We start from the raw sequence: 16,081 nt of genomic DNA, 5'->3' as shown, positions 1-16,081 counted from the left end.
TGCTCGCGAAGGCGTCGTGTCAGCCAACATCAACTTTGAATGACATACCGCTTTCGCGAGCAAGCTCGCTCCCACAGGGGAGAAGTGTGTTTTCAGGCAGCGATCAGTTCACCTGCGCGACGCGGTTCGGCCGGTTTCGCCACCTCGCCAAACAACGCCTTCTGCACCGCCTGCTGCGCTTCAAACGCCAGCGCCGCACGCTCACGACCCTGACAGGCAATCGGCTTGAGCAGGTGCACTTCAACGTCGCCGCAATCATTGCTGAACAGGCGCATCAGGTGCGAGAGCAGATCATCGTCACCAATAAACGGTGCCAGCCCATCGATCTCTCCATCACGCAGATAACGGATCGCCACAGGTTGCAGCATCACCTCGGAATCAATCGCTGCCGCCAGCAAGCGACCATGAAAGGTGCGCAAAGAACGGCCGTCGGTGGTGGTGCCTTCCGGGAACATCAGCAAGGCGTGATCGGTTTGCAGGTGACGGGTCATCTGCTTGCGGATCAACTGGCTGTCGCCCGAACCGCGACGAATGAACAGGCTGCCGGCCTTCGCCGCGAGCCAACCGGCCACAGGCCAGGTGCGCACTTCAGCCTTGGACAGAAACGACAGCGGCGTGAGCATCCCCAGCAGCGGAATATCAGTCCACGACACATGATTGCTGACCCACAGCATCGGCTGTTTCGGCAACTCACCGTGCACCGTCACGCGAAAGGGCAGGGCATTACTCAGGCGCGCCATGAAAAAGCGCGACCAGCGCTGACGCCGTTCCATCGAATGTGCCAAACCAATTCGCTCGAATACGCCGAAGACGCTGGCCATGGTCAAACCCAGCGACACCACCAACAGCACTCGCGCGATCCGCGCGTACACCCGCAACCGGCTCATTACACAGCCGCCTTGAAGTGCTTGGCGTAGCGCGGGCAGAGTTCGTCGCGCTTGAGCAGGATGAACACGTCGGCGACCTGAAAATCTTCGTCCCAGCACGGCTCGCCGCAGATCTTCGCACCCAGACGCATGTAGGCCTTGAGCAGCGGCGGCATTTCGGCGATTACGTTCGATGGAATATCCAGCGTCGGCAGCGGATTTTTCGGCTCGGCGCGCAGGTGTTCGGTGCACAGATAACGTTCGCGCAGGCGCTGCATGATCGCGTGGGCCTGAATGCCGCCGTCCTGCATCGGGATGCTCGCGCAACCCATCAGATAGCTGTAGCCGCCCTGATTCAATACTTCCGCCAACTCGCCCCACAACACCGCGATGGTCCCACCGTTGCGGTACGCCGGGTCGACGCAGGTGCGGCCGATTTCGAGGATCGGGCCTTGCAGATGCGCCAGACCGTGCAGGCTGAACTCTTCTTCGCTGTAGAACTTGCCCAGGCTGCTGGCGGCGGTGTGATCAAGCAAACGCGTAGTCGCCACCAAACGGCCGGTGTTCAGATCACGCACGCCAATGTGGCTGCAGTGAACATCATAATCATCCATGTCCAGACCCAGTTCCGCGCCTTTCAGCTTGGCGTTGAACTCGCCGCTGAAGACGTTGAAGCGCAAGGCCTGGGCTTGCTGCAAGGCCTCGGCGCCGATCAGGCGTTCGGCTTGCAGGCGGCGTTCATTGCCGGTGTCGCTGATGCGGGCGATCTGAGTCATGTGAATCTCCGTACGGGCCTTTAACCCGTCGTGGGTTGCAGCCGATCGACTTTCTTTATGCAGCCGTGTTGTGCAAAGTCAGGCTATGTAGCCCCGGTGTCATCGCCATGAACGTTCGGTGATGCTTATATGACAGCCCACAAGGAGCCTCTTATGCCCTGGCCAGATCTGCTGCACAGCCGTGAACGATTGCCCGCCGTTGCTGATCTGGCTGAGGGTTTTGCGACGTTGTTGCAGCAACTGGGCAACGTCACGCCGTTCGAATTGGCGGTCGCGGGCGGGCGGCGGATGGCGACGCCGGGGCTGGCGTTTCTGGTCGGTTACCAAGCGGCGTTGCGTATGTTGTGGCCGAGTGCGCCGCTGAGCCTTGGCGCTTTGTGTGCGACCGAACAGCGCAGTTTGCGTCCGGCGGACATGCAGACGCGGCTGAGTGAATTGCGCCTGAGCGGGCGCAAGGATTTCGTCACCGCTGGCGATGCGGCGGACTGGCTGTTGATCGCTGCTCGCAGTGAAGAGCCCGGCGAAAGTCCGCGTCTGAGTCTGGCCGTGGTCTATCCCGGCGAGCCCGGTGTGACCGTCGAGAAATTGCCGGCGCTGCCGTTGATGCCGGACATCAGTCATGGCCGGTTGGAGCTTGATGGCGCGTTGTGTGAGTTGCTGGCGGGGGATGGTTGGGATGCTTACGTCAAACCGTTTCGCACGCTGGAAGATGTCTATGTGCTGAGCGCGATGACCGCGTGGTTGTATGGCGTCGGCCAGGACAGTGACTGGCCGCAGGCGTTGCAGTTGCGATTGCTGGCGTTGTTGGCCGGGTGCGCGGAGGCCAGCCGACAACCGCCGAACAATCCCGCCGGGCATGTGTTGTTGGGTGGGTTGTTTGCGCAGTTTGAGGCGTTGGAGGGGGAGGTGAGTCAGGCGTTGGCTGACGGGCCGGCAGAATGGGCGCAGATGTGGCAGCGCGATCAGGGGGTGATGCAGTTGGCGGCGGGGGCTCGGGCCAAACGCTTGGCCAGGGCTTTGGCGCAGGCTTGACTGGCCTCTTCGCGAGCAAGCTCGCTCCCACAGTTTGATGGCATTCTAACTGAAGGAACTCGGTCAACTGTGGGAGCGAGCTTGCTCGCGAAAGCGATCTAATCATCACCACACATCTGTCATAAACCCCGACTAGTCTCAGCAGGTTCTCCCAAGAGCCCTCATCATGTACAAAGGCCTGTCGCTGTTTCTGCTGCTGATCAGCTTCACCGTTCACGCCGAACAATGGCCGGGTGAAGAATGGCCAACCGGCCCGAAGGTCACCGATACAGAGGCGCTGGAAAATTACGCCTTCCCACCCCGCGACGACGCCACCCGCCAAGGCATCCGCACCGACGCGCTGCTGATCATTCGCGACGGCCAGATCCTCTACGAACGCTACGCCGGCCCGACCACCGAGCAAACCCCGCACCTGACCTGGTCGATCAGCAAAAGCCTGATGGCCACCGTCCTCGGTGTGGCGTATGGCGAAGGCCTGTTCAAGCTCGACGATCCCGCCGCAAAGTTTTACCCGCCACTGACCAAACACCCGACGATAAAAATCGCCGACCTGCTGCACTGGGCCTCCGGCATCGACTGGCAGGAAGACTATGAATATGCCCCGCTGAAATCCTCGGTGGTGGCGATGCTCTACACCCGTGGCCATCGCGACATGGCTGCATTTACCGCTGAGCAAGACACCTACGCCGAATCGGGGCAGGCCTTCCGTTATTCCAGTGGCGACAGCAATCTTCTGGCGGCAGCGTTGAAAAACATCGTCGGCCCACAGCGTTATCCGGATTACCCGTGGACGGCATTGTTCGAGCCGTTAGGCATCCATCACGCCGTGTGGGAAACCGATGCCAGCGGCACGTTTGTCGCGTCTTCTTATGCCTATCTCACCGCGCGGGATCTGGCGCGGGTCGGTTTGTTGATGGCCCGCGACGGGCGCTGGAATGATCGGCAACTGCTGCCCAAAGATTGGCTCGCGTTCAACCTTGAACCCTTCGCAGGTTACAAGGCCCATCAGGACGAAGCCGTGCCCGGCGGCCACTGGTGGCTCAATCGCTCCGTCGATGGCGCCGCATCACCGTGGCCCGATGCACCGCCGGACACCTTCGCTGCCTTGGGCCACTGGGGCCAGGCGCTGTACGTGATTCCCAGCGAGAAACTGCTGATCGTGCGTTACGCCGATGACCGCGATGGCAGCTACCGCCATAACGAACTGCTCAAACGCGTGCTGAAGGCGGTGCGGCCATGAAGCGCTTTTTGTTGTTGCTGCTTGTTTTGCTGCTCGGCTGGATCGGCTACGAGCGCGAAAACCTGTGGGCCTTCCCCGACATCATCAGCGCCTACACCGCCAAGGAATACTGCTCCTGCCGTTATGTGATGAACAACGATGCCGAGTATTGCCGTGGCTACGTAAAACAATGGCTGCCGACCAGCCAGTTCACCGATGACAGCGCCAGCAAAACCATCACCGTCAGCGGCATGGGCCGCAGCAACCGTGCCCAGTGGCAAAGCGAACGCCAGGGCTGTCGCCTAAATCCCTGAAAACACCCGATTGTTTTTTGTGGGAGCGAGCCTGCTCGCGAATGCAATAGCAGGCGCACCTACTCTGTTGTAGCCGATGACGCCTTCGCGAGCAGGCTCGCTCCCACCGGGTGTGATCTTCAGTTTGCAATAACCGCTTGGGCGGTTAAGGTTCGTGCAGGTTTATCGGCCCCATGAGTGTTCAATGTTCAACCGCTCCCTCTGTGCAACCCTGTCCAGCCTGCTGCTCGCCGCCGTCGCGCTGCCGGCGCAGGCCAATTGGTACCTGGACGGCGAGTCGTCGCGGCTGTCGTTCGTCAGCACGAAAAACGCCAATGTCTCCGAAGTGCAGCGCTTTCTGGTGCTGCACGGTAAGGTCGATCCCAATGGTCGCGCCGAAGTCGAAGTCGAGCTGGACTCGATCAACAGCGGCATCCCGCTGCGCGATGAGCGCATGCGCAAGGAGCTGTTTCAGATCGAGCAATTCCCCGAAGCGACCATCACCACCCAGATTGACCTGCGCCCGATCAACGATCTGGCCCCCGGTGCGCAGCTGGAATTACGTCTGCCGTTGACCGTCAATCTGCACGGCAAGCAACACGAATACCCCGCCGAACTGCTGGCGACGCGTCTGGATGACCGCCGTTTTCAAGTGGTCACCCTGGAACCGCTGGTGATCAACGCCGAGGATTTTGATCTGGCGCCGGGGCTGGAAAGCCTGCGCAAACTCGCCGATCTATCGGCCATCAGTCTGTCGGTGCCGGTGGGTGCGGTGCTGATCTTCACGGCGCGCTGACATGCGCGGCGCGGTGTTCCCGTGGCGGGACGGCAACCGCTTCGAGTTGTTGATCGACGGCCCGCAATTCTTTCCGCGCATGCTTGAGCAGATTGCTGGCGCGCAGGAGCAGATTGAACTCGAACTGTATCTGGTCGAAGCCGGCGCCTGTGCCGAAACCATCGTGCAGGCGCTGGTGCTGGCGGCCGAACGCGGTGTGCGCGTGCGGTGCCTGTTTGATGATTACGGCAGCCTGGCGTTTACCCTCAATCTGCGTCAGCGCCTGACTCATGCCGGGGTTGAGCTGCGCTTTTACAATCGCCTGAACTGGCGGCGCTGGGTCGGCAATTTCTATCGGGATCACCGCAAATTGTTGCTGGTCGATCAGCGCATGGCGGTGGTCGGCGGTACTGGCGTCACTGATGAGTTCTGGACGCCGGGCCACGATTCCAGCGAGTGGCACGAAGTGATGGTCGAGATCAGCGGCCCACTGGTGATCGACTGGCAATTGCTGTTTGATCGTCAGTGGATCGCCAACCGCTATCGTCGCGCCTGGCGTCCGGCCGCGCATTTTGGTTTGCCCCGGTTACCCCGCGTGCCGGACAAGGGCGAGGGCATGGGCCGTGTGGCGTATGCCGATGCCCGCCAGCATCGCGACATTCTGCAATCGCTGTTCCGCGCTTTGAACAGCGGGCAAAAACGCATCTGGATGGCCACACCGTATTTCCTGCCGACGTGGAAAATCCGTCGCTCCCTGCGCAAGGCGGCGGCGCGCGGTGTCGATGTGCGGCTACTGCTGACCGGGCCGCGCACCGATCACCCGTCTGTGCGTTACGCCGGGCATCGCTACTATCCGCGACTGCTCAAGGCCGGAGTGCAGATCTTCGAATACCAGCCGTGTTTTCTGCATCTGAAAATGGTGCTGGTGGACGATTGGGTGAGCATCGGTTCATGCAACTTTGATCACTGGAACCTGCGCTTCAATCTGGAGGCGAATCTGGAGGCGCTGGATCCGTCGTTGACGGCAGCGGTGCAGGCGAGTTTTGTGAAGGACTTCGGGCTGAGTCAGCAGGTGAGTCTGGAAGAGTGGCAGCGCCGGCCGTTGTGGCGGCGGGTGAAGCAGCGGGTGTGGGGCTGGGTGGATCGGGTGGTCGTCAACATCCTCGATAGACGCGGGTAGTCAGTCCCCTTAAACCACTGTGGGAGCGAGCTTGCTCGCGAATGCGGCCTGACAGTCAACATCAATGTTGAATGTGATGGCCTCTTCGCGAGCAAGCTCGCTCCCACAGGGTTTTGCGGTTGCTTGCGGTTACAGCAACTCGAAGCTCTGTTGCGTCACGTCCTGCGAATCCAGGCCGATCTGCACGTTGAACTTGCCGGGCTCGGCCGCGTACTTGAGCTGGGCGTTGTAGAACTTCAGGTCATCCTCGCTGATGGTGAAGTGCACAACTTTCTGTTCACCGGCCTTGAGCATGATTTTCTGGAAGTTCTTCAGTTCTTTCACCGGGCGGATCATCGAGCCGGTGACGTCCTGAATGTACAACTGCACCACGGTTTCGCCGTCACGCTTGCCGGTGTTCTTCACCATGACGCTGGCGTCGAGCTTGCCGGTGGCGTTCAGGGTGGTCGACGACAGGGCCATGTCGCTCAGGGCAAAGTTGGTGTAGCTCAGGCCATAACCGAACGGGAACAGGGGACCTGTGGTGTCATCGAAGTACTGCGAGGTGTAGTTGCCCGGTTTGCCCGGCGTGAACGGCCGGCCAATGCTCAGGTGGTTGTAGTAGGTCGGAATCTGGCCCACGGAGCGCGGGAAGGTCACCGGCAGTTTGCCCGACGGGTTGTAGTCGCCGAACAGCACGTCAGCGATGGCGTTGCCGCCCTCGGTGCCGCTGAACCAGGTTTCCAGAATCGCGTCAGCCGACTGGTTCTCTTCGAGAATGGTCAGCGGACGGCCGTTCATCAACACCAGTACCAGCGGTTTGCCGGTGGCTTTCAGCGCGCGGATCAACTCGCGCTGGTTTTCCGGGATGTTCAGGTCGGTGCGGCTGGAGGATTCGTGGGACATGCCACGGGATTCACCTACCGCTGCAACGATCACGTCAGCGTCCTTGGCAGCTTTCACTGCTTCGTCGATCAGCACGTTGGCCGGGCGCGGGTCATCGACCACTTCCGGGGCATCGAAGTTGAGGAAGTTCAGGTAGTCCAACACCTTCTTGTCGCTGGTGATGTTGGCGCCACGGGCGTAGATCAGGTTCGCCTTGTCGCCGATCACCGAGTTCATGCCGTCGAACAGGGTCACCGATTGCGCCGGTTTACCCGCTGCTGCCCAACTGCCCATCATGTCGATCGGCGCTTTGGCCAACGGGCCGACCAGCATGACTTTTGCGTCTTTCTTCAGCGGCAGCGTTTCGTTCTGGTTCTTCAGCAACACCATGCTGCGCCGCGCGACTTCGCGGGCCTCGGCGCGGTGCAGACGGCTCTCGGCGTAGGTGTCGGCCGGATCATCTTCAGCCTTGCCGATGCGCAAGTACGGGTCCTTGAACAGGCCCATGTCGTACTTGGCTGCGAGGACTTCGCGCACGGCGTTGTCGATGTCTTTCTGTTCGATCTCGCCAGACTTGAGCAGCCCCGGCAGCTCTTTGCCGTACAGGGTGTCGTTCATGCTCATGTCGATGCCGGCCTTGATTGCCAGCTTCGCCGCTTCACGACCGTCGCGGGCGACGCCATGCTTGATCAGTTCGAAAATCGCGCCGTGGTCACTGACCGCCAGGCCTTTGAAGCCCCAGTCGCGGCGCAGCAGATCATTCATCAGCCAGGTGTTGGCCGTGGCCGGAATGCCGTTGATCGAGTTCAGCGCAACCATCACACCGCCGGCGCCGGCATCAATCGCGGCGCGGTACGGCGGCAGGTAGTCCTGGTACATCTTCACCGGACTCATGTCGACGGTGTTGTAGTCGCGACCGCCCTCGACCGCGCCGTACAGGGCGAAGTGCTTGACGCTGGCCATGATGCTGTCGGCGGCGCTCGGGGTGGCGCCCTGATAGGCGCGCACCATGACGCCGGCGATGCGCGAGGTCAGGTAGGTGTCTTCACCGAAACCTTCGGAGCTGCGGCCCCAGCGTGGGTCGCGGGAGATGTCGACCATCGGCGCGAAGGTGATGTCGAGGCTGTCGGCGGCGGCTTCTTTCGCGGCCACGCGTCCGGACTGGCCGATGGCGTCCATGTCCCAGCTCGACGCGAGGGCCAGTGGAATCGGGAAAATCGTACGGTGACCGTGGATCACGTCGTAGGCGAAAAACATCGGAATCTTCAGGCGACTGCGCATGGCAGCGTCCTGCATCGGACGGTTTTCCGGACGGGTGATCGAGTTGAACGTGCCGCCGATGTTGCCGGCGGCGATCTCTTTGCGGATCAGCTCGCGAGGCATTTCCGGGCCGATGCTGATCAGGCGCAACTGGCCGATCTTTTCATCGAGGGTCATCTGGTTCATCAGATTGCTGATGAACGCATCCTTGTTTTCCAGGGGTACCGGGGTCGTGGCGGCCAATACTTGATGACTGGCCAGGCTGACGAACAGACCCAGCAAACACAGCTTCTTCATGAATATTTTTCTCAAGGGCCCAAACGGCGAGGTAACGCCGGCCAGCCAAAATTTAGGGAGCGACTATTGTTGTTCGGGTGCAGGCTCAAAAAAGCAGAGCCAAAAACGACAGCCGACACTGCGGCAGCGTGATCGCGCAGGGCACTTTTTAGCCCATTGGCGCGTCGTAATCCAGCGGCGCGGCCGATTATGCCCCAAGAGCCGGCGGAGAATGTTTCGCGCTCGGTTTTTATAATGAAATGTGCCAAGGAGCATCACTGCGATGAATGTAAGCCCAACCAATCGCTCGCGTTTGCAGGTCGCCACACTGCTGGTGCTGGCCACGCTGTTGACCGCGTGCGGCATCAACAATATCCCGACCCTCGACGAACAGGCCAAAGCCGCGTGGGGCCAGGTGCAGAACCAGTACCAGCGCCGCGCCGACCTGATCCCTAACCTGGTGGAAACGGTGAAGGGTTACGCCAAGCATGAAGAGCAAACCCTGACCGCAGTGATCGAGGCGCGGGCGAAAGCCACGTCGATTCAGGTGGATGCCAGCACCCTCGACAATCCCGAGAAACTCAAGCAATTCCAGCAGGCGCAGGACCAACTGACCGGCGCATTGAGCCGCCTGATGGTGGTGTCCGAGCGCTATCCGGATCTGAAGGCCAACCAGAACTTCCTCGCCCTGCAATCGCAACTTGAGGGCACGGAAAACCGCATTGCTGTGGCGCGTCGCGATTTCATTCTGGCGGTGCAGAAATACAACACCGAAATTCGCACCTTCCCCGGTCGCCTCTGGCACAGCGTGATGTACAGCGACCTGCCGATCCGCGAAACCTTCGAAGCCACCACGCCCGGCGCGGAAAAGGCCCCGGAAGTGAAATTCTGATTCGAGGTTGTCCATGCGCGTGTTGAAAATGGGCCTGGTGCTGATGCTGTTGCTGTTCGCCATCAGCGCCCGGGCCGAGTTGACGTTCCCGGCGCTGAGCGGGCGGGTGGTGGATGAAGCGCAGATGATCGAGCCGTCCGTGCGCGCACAACTGAGCCAGCAGTTGCAGGCCCACGAGCAGGCGACCGGCGAGCAATTGGTTGTGGTCACCGTGCCGGATTTGCAAGGCACAACCATTGAGGACTTCGGCGTTCAGCTCGGTCGACATTGGGCCATCGGCCAGAAGGACAAGAACAACGGTGCGCTGCTGATCGTCGCCCGTGACGAGCGCAAACTGCGCATTGAAGTCGGTTATGGTCTGGAAGACCGGCTGACTGACGCGCAGACTTCGGTGATCATCCATCAAGTCATCACGCCTGCGTTCAAAAGCGGAAATTTCAGCAAAGGCATTAGCGACGGCGTCGCGGCAATGTTGGTGGTGCTCGGTGGCAATCCGCTGGATGAGCCGTCGACGGTTTATGAATCCAGCGGTGATCCGTCCGATGATTTCATCTCGCGGCACCCGGCATTGTTCGTGTTTTTGGTGATGTTGTTCATCCTGACGGTGTTTGTCTGCCAGATGCTCGGTATCCTGCCTGCCGGCCGGGGTGGCTCCGGAGGAGGGGGCGGCTTTGGCGGTGGTGGTGGATTTGGCGGCGGCGGTGGAGGCGGGGGCTTCAGCGGCGGCGGGGGCAGTTTCGGCGGCGGCGGTTCGTCCGGCGGCTGGTGAGATCAGAAGAATAATGAGCAGGCACTTTTCAACATGGCACTACTGACCGAACACGAACAACGCAAAGTCGCCGAGGCGATTGCCCGGGTCGAGCGCGACACCGACGCCGAACTGGTGACGGTACTCGCCGCCCGCGCAGATGACTACGCGTACATCCCGCTGTTGTGGGCGAGCCTTTTGGCGCTGGTGGTGCCCGGCGTCGTGCACTACCTGACCGGGTGGTTGACCATGCACAGCTTGCTGCTGGTGCAGTGGGGGGCGTTTATCGTGCTGTGCCTGCTGTTTCGTTTGCCGAAAATCACCACGCATTTGATACCGCGCCGCGTGCGGCATTGGCGCGCGTCGAACCTGGCACGCCGGCAGTTTCTCGAACAGAACCTGCACCACACGGTGGGCAGTACCGGCATGCTGATTTTTGTCTGTGAGGCGGAGCGGTATGTGGAGATTCTGGTGGATGAAGGGATTTCCAAACGGCTCGACAATAAATCCTGGGATGCAATTGTTGCTGCGTTTACCGAGCAGGTGCGGCAGGGGCGCACGCTGGAAGGGTTTGTGACGTGTATCGAGGCGTGTGGGGAGTTGCTGAAAGTGCATGTGCCGGTGACGCAGGTGAGGAATGAGTTGCCGAATCGGTTGATTGTGCTGGGGTAACACCTGGATTATTCGTCGACGCTGAGATCCAGCCCCTCACCCCAGCCCTCTCCCAATGGGAGAGGGGGAAAGGGAGCAGATCGGGGGCCCTTCAAACCTGAGTTCGGCTCGGTTTTTCAGGTCGGTGTAACTCGTAAAAACACCTCGGTCAGTCCCCTCTACCTCTGGGAGAGGGCTAGGGTGAGGGTGCTTCTAACAACCGTTGGGTAAATAAGAGCGTGTCCCCAACTCCCATCCCCCCTAAAATACCCGCCATTCCCGATTTCGCCCGTCCGAGGCCGCTTTTCCATGTCCGTTACTGCACCTGCCACCAAGCCCGCGCCCGATCACCACGCCCAGTTCATCGAGCTGCTGCAAACCAGTCTCGAACAGAACGGCTTCATCAAACTGGTGCTGGCCAAATACGTCGGTGAAGAGGCGGAACTGCAGCGGGTCATCATCAAACCGGTGACGGTCAAAGCGCAGCCGAACCTGTCGTTCGTCTATCGCTACAAAACCCGCGACATCACCAAAAACCTGCCCTTGGTTGACGGTGTGACGGCGATTGCCGAGCTGTTGCCAGCCTCATTCAAGAATGCGCATTTACTCGCGGTGACTGACGAAGCCCAGCTCGAATACAGCAAAAAGGGCAAGCCTTCGCTGTTCAAGAGCAAACCTCAGCAATTGCGCGAAGCACCGTCAGCCGAGCACAACCGCGAGAAAAACCGCTTCCTTGAGTTGAGCCGGCCATTCCTCAAGGACCTCGGTGTGACCAACGCGCAACACGAGCTGATCCCGGCGATGTCGCGCAAGTGGAAGCAGATCAACAAGTTCATCGAAGTGTTCAGCCATGCCCTGACGTCGTCGCCGCTGGCGCTGGAGCAACCGGTACGTGTGGCGGATTTCGGTTCGGGCAAGGGCTATCTGACGTTCGCGATTCACGATTACCTGCGCAACACGCTCAAGGCTGAAGGCGAAGTCACCGGCGTCGAGCTGCGTGAGGAAATGGTCAACCTGTGCAACGCCGCGGCGGCAAAACTCGATCATCCGGGGCTGGTATTCAAATGCGGTGACGTGCGCAGCGTGGCGCCGAGCGAGCTGGACGTGATGATCGCCCTGCATGCCTGCGACATCGCCACTGACTATGCGATCCACACCGGTATCCGCTCCGGCGCATCGATCATCATGTGCTCGCCGTGCTGCCACAAACAGATCCGTTTACAGATACAGAGCCCGGCACTGCTCAAGCCGATGCTGCAATACGGTTTGCACTTGGGCCAGCAGGCGGAAATGGTCACCGACAGTCTGCGCGCATTGTTCCTTGAGGCCTGCGGGTATGAGACCAAGGTCTTCGAGTTCATCTCGCTGGAACACACCAACAAGAACAAGATGATTCTGGCGGTGAAGCGCGCCGAGCCGGTCGACCCGGCTCAGCTGTTGGTGAAGATCGAAGAGTTGAAAGCCTTCTACAACATCAGCGAGCACTGCCTGGAAACCCTGCTGCGCGCCGACGGCTACCTCGTCTGACACAAAACCCTGTGGGAGCGAGCTTGCTCGCGAAGGGGCCATAACAGCCAACATCATCGTTGACTGTCAATCCGCCTTCGCGAGCAAGCTCGCTCCCACATTTGACTTCACCGCGGTTTTGCGACCGAGCATGACGGTGGCAATCACGCCACACGCAAACACCCAGGTAATCGGCTCGACATGTTCACCAAAGAACAACGCCGAAAAGGCGATGGTGAAGAAAATCTGCAACAACTGGATCTGACTGACCCGAGCGATCCCGCCCATGGCCAACCCGGCGTACCAGGCAAAGAAACCGAGAAACTGCGAAAACAACGCCACATAACCAAACGCCCACCAGGTCTTGGCCGACACCGCGCCCTGATGTTGCAGCGCCAGGTACAACACCGGCCCGATCAACAGCGGCGTCGACAGCACCAGCGCCCAGCAGATCACCTGCCAGCCGCCCATCTCCTTGGCCAAGCGGCCGCCCTCGGCATAGCCCAGCCCACCGACGGCAATCGCGCCGAGCATCAGCAGATCACCCGCTTGAATGCTGCCGGCCCCCGTATACAACGCATAGCCGAGCACCAACGCACTGCCCAACGCCGCGCAGGCCCAGAAGGCTTTTGACGGACGTTCGTGGGACAACCATGCGGCATACAGCGCCACGCACAGCGGTTGCAGGCCGTTGACCAGCGCACCGTGGGACGCCGGCAAGGTTTGCATGGCCCACGCCGACAACACCGGAAAACCCAGAATCACCCCGGCGATCACCAGGCTCAGGCCTTTGACCTGCTGCCAGCTCGGCCACTTCTCGCGGCGCCATAACAGAAGCAGCGCCGCCGGAATTGCTGCGAACAGTGCGCGGCCCAAACCGTTGAGCAGCGGATGCAGTTCCTGCACCACGATGCGGGTGAAGGGCAGGGTAAGGCTGAAAATCACCACGCCGAGCAGGCCAAGGGCCATGCCGGTGTTTTCGCGCGAGGACATGATGGGGGACCAGATGTTGGGATGGTAGAAAGGTTTCCTCATCTAGCCATAATCCGTGGTGTTCGGGCTGTTACAGCTAGGCACGGACTTAGGCGTACAGTTTGAGAGCCCCTTCGCGAGCAAGCTCGCTCCCACAGGAGAATGCATTCCAAATGTGGGAGCGAGCTTGCTCGCGAAGAACGATGACGTGGTCTCTCAGGTAGTAGCCGGTTGTTACCCGAGCCTCCGGATAAGGTCTACCTTCAATACTCCCAAGCATTCCCCAGAGGAGCCCTCCCCATGGCTGCGAAAAAGATTCTGATGCTGGTCGGCGATTACGTCGAAGACTACGAAGTGATGGTGCCGTTCCAGGCCCTGCAAATGGTCGGTCACACCGTCCACGCCGTGTGCCCGGACAAGGCTGCCGGCAAAACCGTGCGCACCGCGATCCATGATTTCGAAGGCGATCAGACCTACAGCGAAAAACCCGGTCACCTGTTCGCCCTCAACTTCGACTTCGCCAAGGTCAACGATGCCGATTACGACGCGCTGCTGATCCCCGGCGGCCGTGCGCCGGAGTACCTGCGCCTCAACGAAAAAGTCCTCGACCTGGTGCGTGCCTTCGACAAGGCCGGCAAACCGATTGCCGCCGTCTGCCATGGTGCGCAATTGCTCGCGGCGGCGGGTGTACTTGAAGGCCGCGAATGCAGCGCCTATCCGGCTTGCGCGCCGGAAGTGCGTCTGGCGGGCGGTACGTACATCGATATTCCGGTGACGGACGGCCACGTTCAAGGCAATCTGGCCACAGCCCCGGCATGGCCGGCGCATCCGAACTGGCTGGCCGGGTTTCTCGGTTTGCTCGGCACCAAAATCACCCTGTAACGAGGATTCGCCGATGTGCGAGCTCTACGTCAAGGCTGACCCGATTCTCTACGAATCTCGCTCGCGTTCGCTGCGCATCTGCGGCGTGGTGACGACGTTGCGCCTGGAGAATCAGTTCTGGGACATCCTCAGCGAAATCGCCGAGGTCGATGGCATGACCACCAACCAGTTGATCGCCAAGCTGTATGAAGAGGTGATGGATTATCGCGGGGAGGTGGTGAATTTTGCCTCGTTCCTGCGGGTGAGTTGTACGCGCTATCTGAGTCAGCGGCGGGTGAGTACGCCGGAGTTGTCGGTGGTGCGGGCGGTGGTGAAATAGCCAGCATCGCAGTGACCCTTTCGCGAGCAAGCTCGCTCCCACTTTCGACCGCGTTCTGCAACTGAAATGCGGTCCCATGTGGGAGCGAGCTTGCTCGCGAAGGGGCCGGTACAGGCGACAGAAGTCTGGGGCTGGTCTTTACTCATTTGCGCGAAGTCTCTCAATCGCCAAGGAGCAACGAGCATGTCCGGATGGTACGAACTCAGTAAAAGCAGCAACGGCCAGTTCAGGTTTGTGCTGAAAGCGGCGAATGCCGAAACGATTCTGACCAGCGAGCTGTACACCACGCGCGCAGCGGCCGACGGCGGCATCGCGGCGGTGCAAACCAACAGCCCGCTGGATGAGCGCTATGAGAGGAAGTCGACGAAGGACGGCCATCCGTACTTCAACCTGAAAGCGGCCAATCATCAGATCATCGGCAGCAGCGAATCCTATTCATCGGAGGCGGCGTGCGATAAAGGCATTGCCAGTGTGAAGGCGAACGGACCGAGCAAAGTGATCAAGGACAAGACCTTGCCGGTTCTCTGACCTCACTTTCAAATCCACCAAAATCCCCTGTGGGAGCGAGCTTGCTCGCGAAAGCGGTCGTTTACTCAACATCGATGTTGACTGAACTGACGCCTTCGCGAGCAAGCTCGCTCCCACAGGTTTTTGTACATTGCAGTGAGATCAGCGCAGGGATTTCAGGATCGTTTGCAGCTGCGTTTGGCCCGCTTCACTCAGCGGAAATACCGGCAAACGTGGATCGCCCGATTCAAGCCCGGTCTGCCGCAACCCAGCCTTGATCGTCGCCGGCAAGCCACCCTTGAGGATGAAATCCAGCAGCGGCAACTGGCGATAGAACAAATCCCGCGCGCGATCCAGATCCCCAGCCATGGCGGCCTCATACAAATCCAGGTTCAGCTGCGGGATCAAGTTCGGCGCCGCTGTGCACCAGCCTTTCGCCCCGGCGGCAAACGCTTCCAGTGCCAGCGGATTGCAGCCGTTGTAGAACGGCACCTGACCTTCGCCGAGCAATTGCAGCTTGTGCATGCGCTGAATATCGCCGGTGCTCTCCTTGACCATGGTTACGTTTTCCACGCTGTTGACGATGCGCAGAATCAAATCAACCGACATGTCGGTGCCGCTGGTGGCGGGGTTGTTGTAGAGCATGATCGGCACGCCGATGCGCTCGCCGATGGCGCGGTAGTGGGCGAGGATTTCTGCCTCAGTGAGCTTCCAGTACGAGGCGGGCAGCACCATCACCACATCGGCGCCGTGGGCTTCAGCGAAACGCGCGCGGCGTATGGCTTTGGCGGTGGTCAGGTCAGACACGCTGACGATGGTTGGCACGCGTTTGGCCACGTGTTTGATGCTGAATTCGGCAACCTGATCCCACTCCGCATCGCTCAGGTAAGCGCCTTCGCCGGTGCTGCCCAGTGGTGCAATGGCGTGGACGCCGCTGTCGATCAAACGATCGATCGATTGGCCGAGCGCGGGCAGATCCAGCCCTTCGCCATTGGCGCCGAACGGGGTGATGGTGTAGCCGATAATGCCGTGAATAGTGGACATGGGAATTTCTCCGTAACAG

17 protein-coding genes are annotated in these 16,081 nt (G+C 60.3%); 12 read left to right on the top strand and 5 right to left on the bottom strand.

Annotation, left to right across the window (positions count from 1 at the left end; genetic code table 11):
- Positions 1 to 92: 92 nt before the first annotated feature.
- Entirely contained in the window at positions 93 to 887 is a 795-nt protein-coding gene (locus HUW52_RS24665) for a 1-acyl-sn-glycerol-3-phosphate acyltransferase (RefSeq protein WP_175555137.1), read from the bottom strand.
- Positions 887 to 1,642 (bottom strand): L-ornithine N(alpha)-acyltransferase, encoded by a 756-nt coding sequence (gene olsB, locus HUW52_RS24660; protein ID WP_007916280.1) that lies wholly within the window; start codon positions 1,640 to 1,642, stop codon positions 887 to 889. The genes HUW52_RS24665 and olsB overlap by 1 nt, the downstream gene beginning before the upstream one ends.
- A gap of 153 nt (positions 1,643 to 1,795) precedes the next feature.
- Between olsB and HUW52_RS24655 the strand changes: the two genes are divergently transcribed.
- The 5 genes from HUW52_RS24655 to HUW52_RS24635 all read left to right on the top strand — a co-directional run bounded on the left by HUW52_RS24655 (position 1,796) and on the right by HUW52_RS24635 (position 6,141).
- Positions 1,796 to 2,674, top strand: coding sequence for an acyl-CoA dehydrogenase family protein (locus HUW52_RS24655; RefSeq protein ID WP_175555136.1), 879 nt, complete (start codon positions 1,796 to 1,798; stop codon positions 2,672 to 2,674).
- A 166-nt stretch (positions 2,675 to 2,840) separates the two neighbouring features.
- On the top strand, positions 2,841 to 3,914 hold the full coding sequence (locus tag HUW52_RS24650; protein ID WP_175555135.1) for a serine hydrolase: 1,074 nt from the start codon (positions 2,841 to 2,843) through the stop codon (positions 3,912 to 3,914).
- Positions 3,911 to 4,207, top strand: coding sequence for an amidase (locus tag HUW52_RS24645; RefSeq protein ID WP_175555134.1), 297 nt, complete (start codon positions 3,911 to 3,913; stop codon positions 4,205 to 4,207). The genes HUW52_RS24650 and HUW52_RS24645 overlap by 4 nt, the downstream gene beginning before the upstream one ends.
- A 184-nt stretch (positions 4,208 to 4,391) precedes the next feature.
- Positions 4,392 to 4,982 carry a YceI family protein gene (locus tag HUW52_RS24640; RefSeq protein WP_016982797.1) on the top strand — a complete coding sequence of 197 codons (591 nt, stop codon included), beginning with the start codon at positions 4,392 to 4,394 and terminating at the stop codon, positions 4,980 to 4,982.
- A gap of 1 nt (position 4,983) precedes the next feature.
- Positions 4,984 to 6,141 carry a phosphatidylserine/phosphatidylglycerophosphate/cardiolipin synthase family protein gene (locus HUW52_RS24635; RefSeq protein ID WP_175555133.1) on the top strand — a complete coding sequence of 386 codons (1,158 nt, stop codon included), beginning with the start codon at positions 4,984 to 4,986 and terminating at the stop codon, positions 6,139 to 6,141.
- Positions 6,142 to 6,270: 129 nt separating this feature from the next.
- On the opposite strand, the gene bglX is transcribed toward HUW52_RS24635, so the two are convergent.
- A complete protein-coding gene (gene bglX, locus HUW52_RS24630; protein WP_016982795.1) occupies positions 6,271 to 8,562 on the bottom strand; it encodes a beta-glucosidase BglX in 2,292 nt (763 codons plus the stop codon).
- Positions 8,563 to 8,824: 262 nt separating this feature from the next.
- On the opposite strand from bglX, the gene HUW52_RS24625 reads away from it, so the two are divergent.
- From HUW52_RS24625 to HUW52_RS24610, 4 genes are all read left to right on the top strand, one after another.
- Complete coding sequence (locus tag HUW52_RS24625; RefSeq protein ID WP_016982794.1) at positions 8,825 to 9,433, top strand: LemA family protein; 609 nt, start codon at positions 8,825 to 8,827, stop codon at positions 9,431 to 9,433.
- 13 nt (positions 9,434 to 9,446) lie between these two features.
- Positions 9,447 to 10,202 (top strand): YgcG family protein, encoded by a 756-nt coding sequence (locus HUW52_RS24620; RefSeq protein WP_016982793.1) that lies wholly within the window; start codon positions 9,447 to 9,449, stop codon positions 10,200 to 10,202.
- Between the two features lie 33 nt (positions 10,203 to 10,235).
- Positions 10,236 to 10,853, top strand: a complete 618-nt coding sequence (locus HUW52_RS24615) for a TPM domain-containing protein (protein WP_150647023.1) — start codon at positions 10,236 to 10,238, stop codon at positions 10,851 to 10,853.
- Positions 10,854 to 11,141: 288 nt separating this feature from the next.
- Positions 11,142 to 12,359 (top strand): SAM-dependent methyltransferase, encoded by a 1,218-nt coding sequence (locus HUW52_RS24610; protein WP_016982792.1) that lies wholly within the window; start codon positions 11,142 to 11,144, stop codon positions 12,357 to 12,359.
- 66 nt (positions 12,360 to 12,425) lie between these two features.
- Here HUW52_RS24610 and HUW52_RS24605 read toward each other — a convergent pair whose 3' ends face one another.
- Positions 12,426 to 13,331 carry a DMT family transporter gene (locus tag HUW52_RS24605; protein ID WP_175555132.1) on the bottom strand — a complete coding sequence of 302 codons (906 nt, stop codon included), beginning with the start codon at positions 13,329 to 13,331 and terminating at the stop codon, positions 12,426 to 12,428.
- 279 nt (positions 13,332 to 13,610) lie between these two features.
- Between HUW52_RS24605 and HUW52_RS24600 the strand changes: the two genes are divergently transcribed.
- The 3 genes from HUW52_RS24600 (at position 13,611) to HUW52_RS24590 (ending at position 15,039) form a co-directional block, all read left to right on the top strand.
- A complete protein-coding gene (locus HUW52_RS24600; protein WP_016982790.1) occupies positions 13,611 to 14,192 on the top strand; it encodes a DJ-1/PfpI family protein in 582 nt (193 codons plus the stop codon).
- A gap of 13 nt (positions 14,193 to 14,205) precedes the next feature.
- Positions 14,206 to 14,511, top strand: a complete 306-nt coding sequence (locus HUW52_RS24595; protein WP_095119157.1) for a ribbon-helix-helix domain-containing protein — start codon at positions 14,206 to 14,208, stop codon at positions 14,509 to 14,511.
- 183 nt (positions 14,512 to 14,694) lie between these two features.
- On the top strand, positions 14,695 to 15,039 hold the full coding sequence (locus HUW52_RS24590) for a YegP family protein (protein WP_016982788.1): 345 nt from the start codon (positions 14,695 to 14,697) through the stop codon (positions 15,037 to 15,039).
- A 141-nt stretch (positions 15,040 to 15,180) separates the two neighbouring features.
- On the opposite strand, the gene HUW52_RS24585 is transcribed toward HUW52_RS24590, so the two are convergent.
- On the bottom strand, positions 15,181 to 16,062 hold the full coding sequence (locus HUW52_RS24585; protein ID WP_175555131.1) for a dihydrodipicolinate synthase family protein: 882 nt from the start codon (positions 16,060 to 16,062) through the stop codon (positions 15,181 to 15,183).
- Between the last annotated feature and the right edge of the window lie 19 nt (positions 16,063 to 16,081).

Source organism: Pseudomonas sp. 43A (genome assembly GCF_013363935.1).
Classification (GTDB): Bacteria; Pseudomonadota; Gammaproteobacteria; order Pseudomonadales; family Pseudomonadaceae; genus Aquipseudomonas; species Aquipseudomonas crudilactis.
This window is presented reverse-complemented; position numbering and strand designations above follow the sequence as displayed.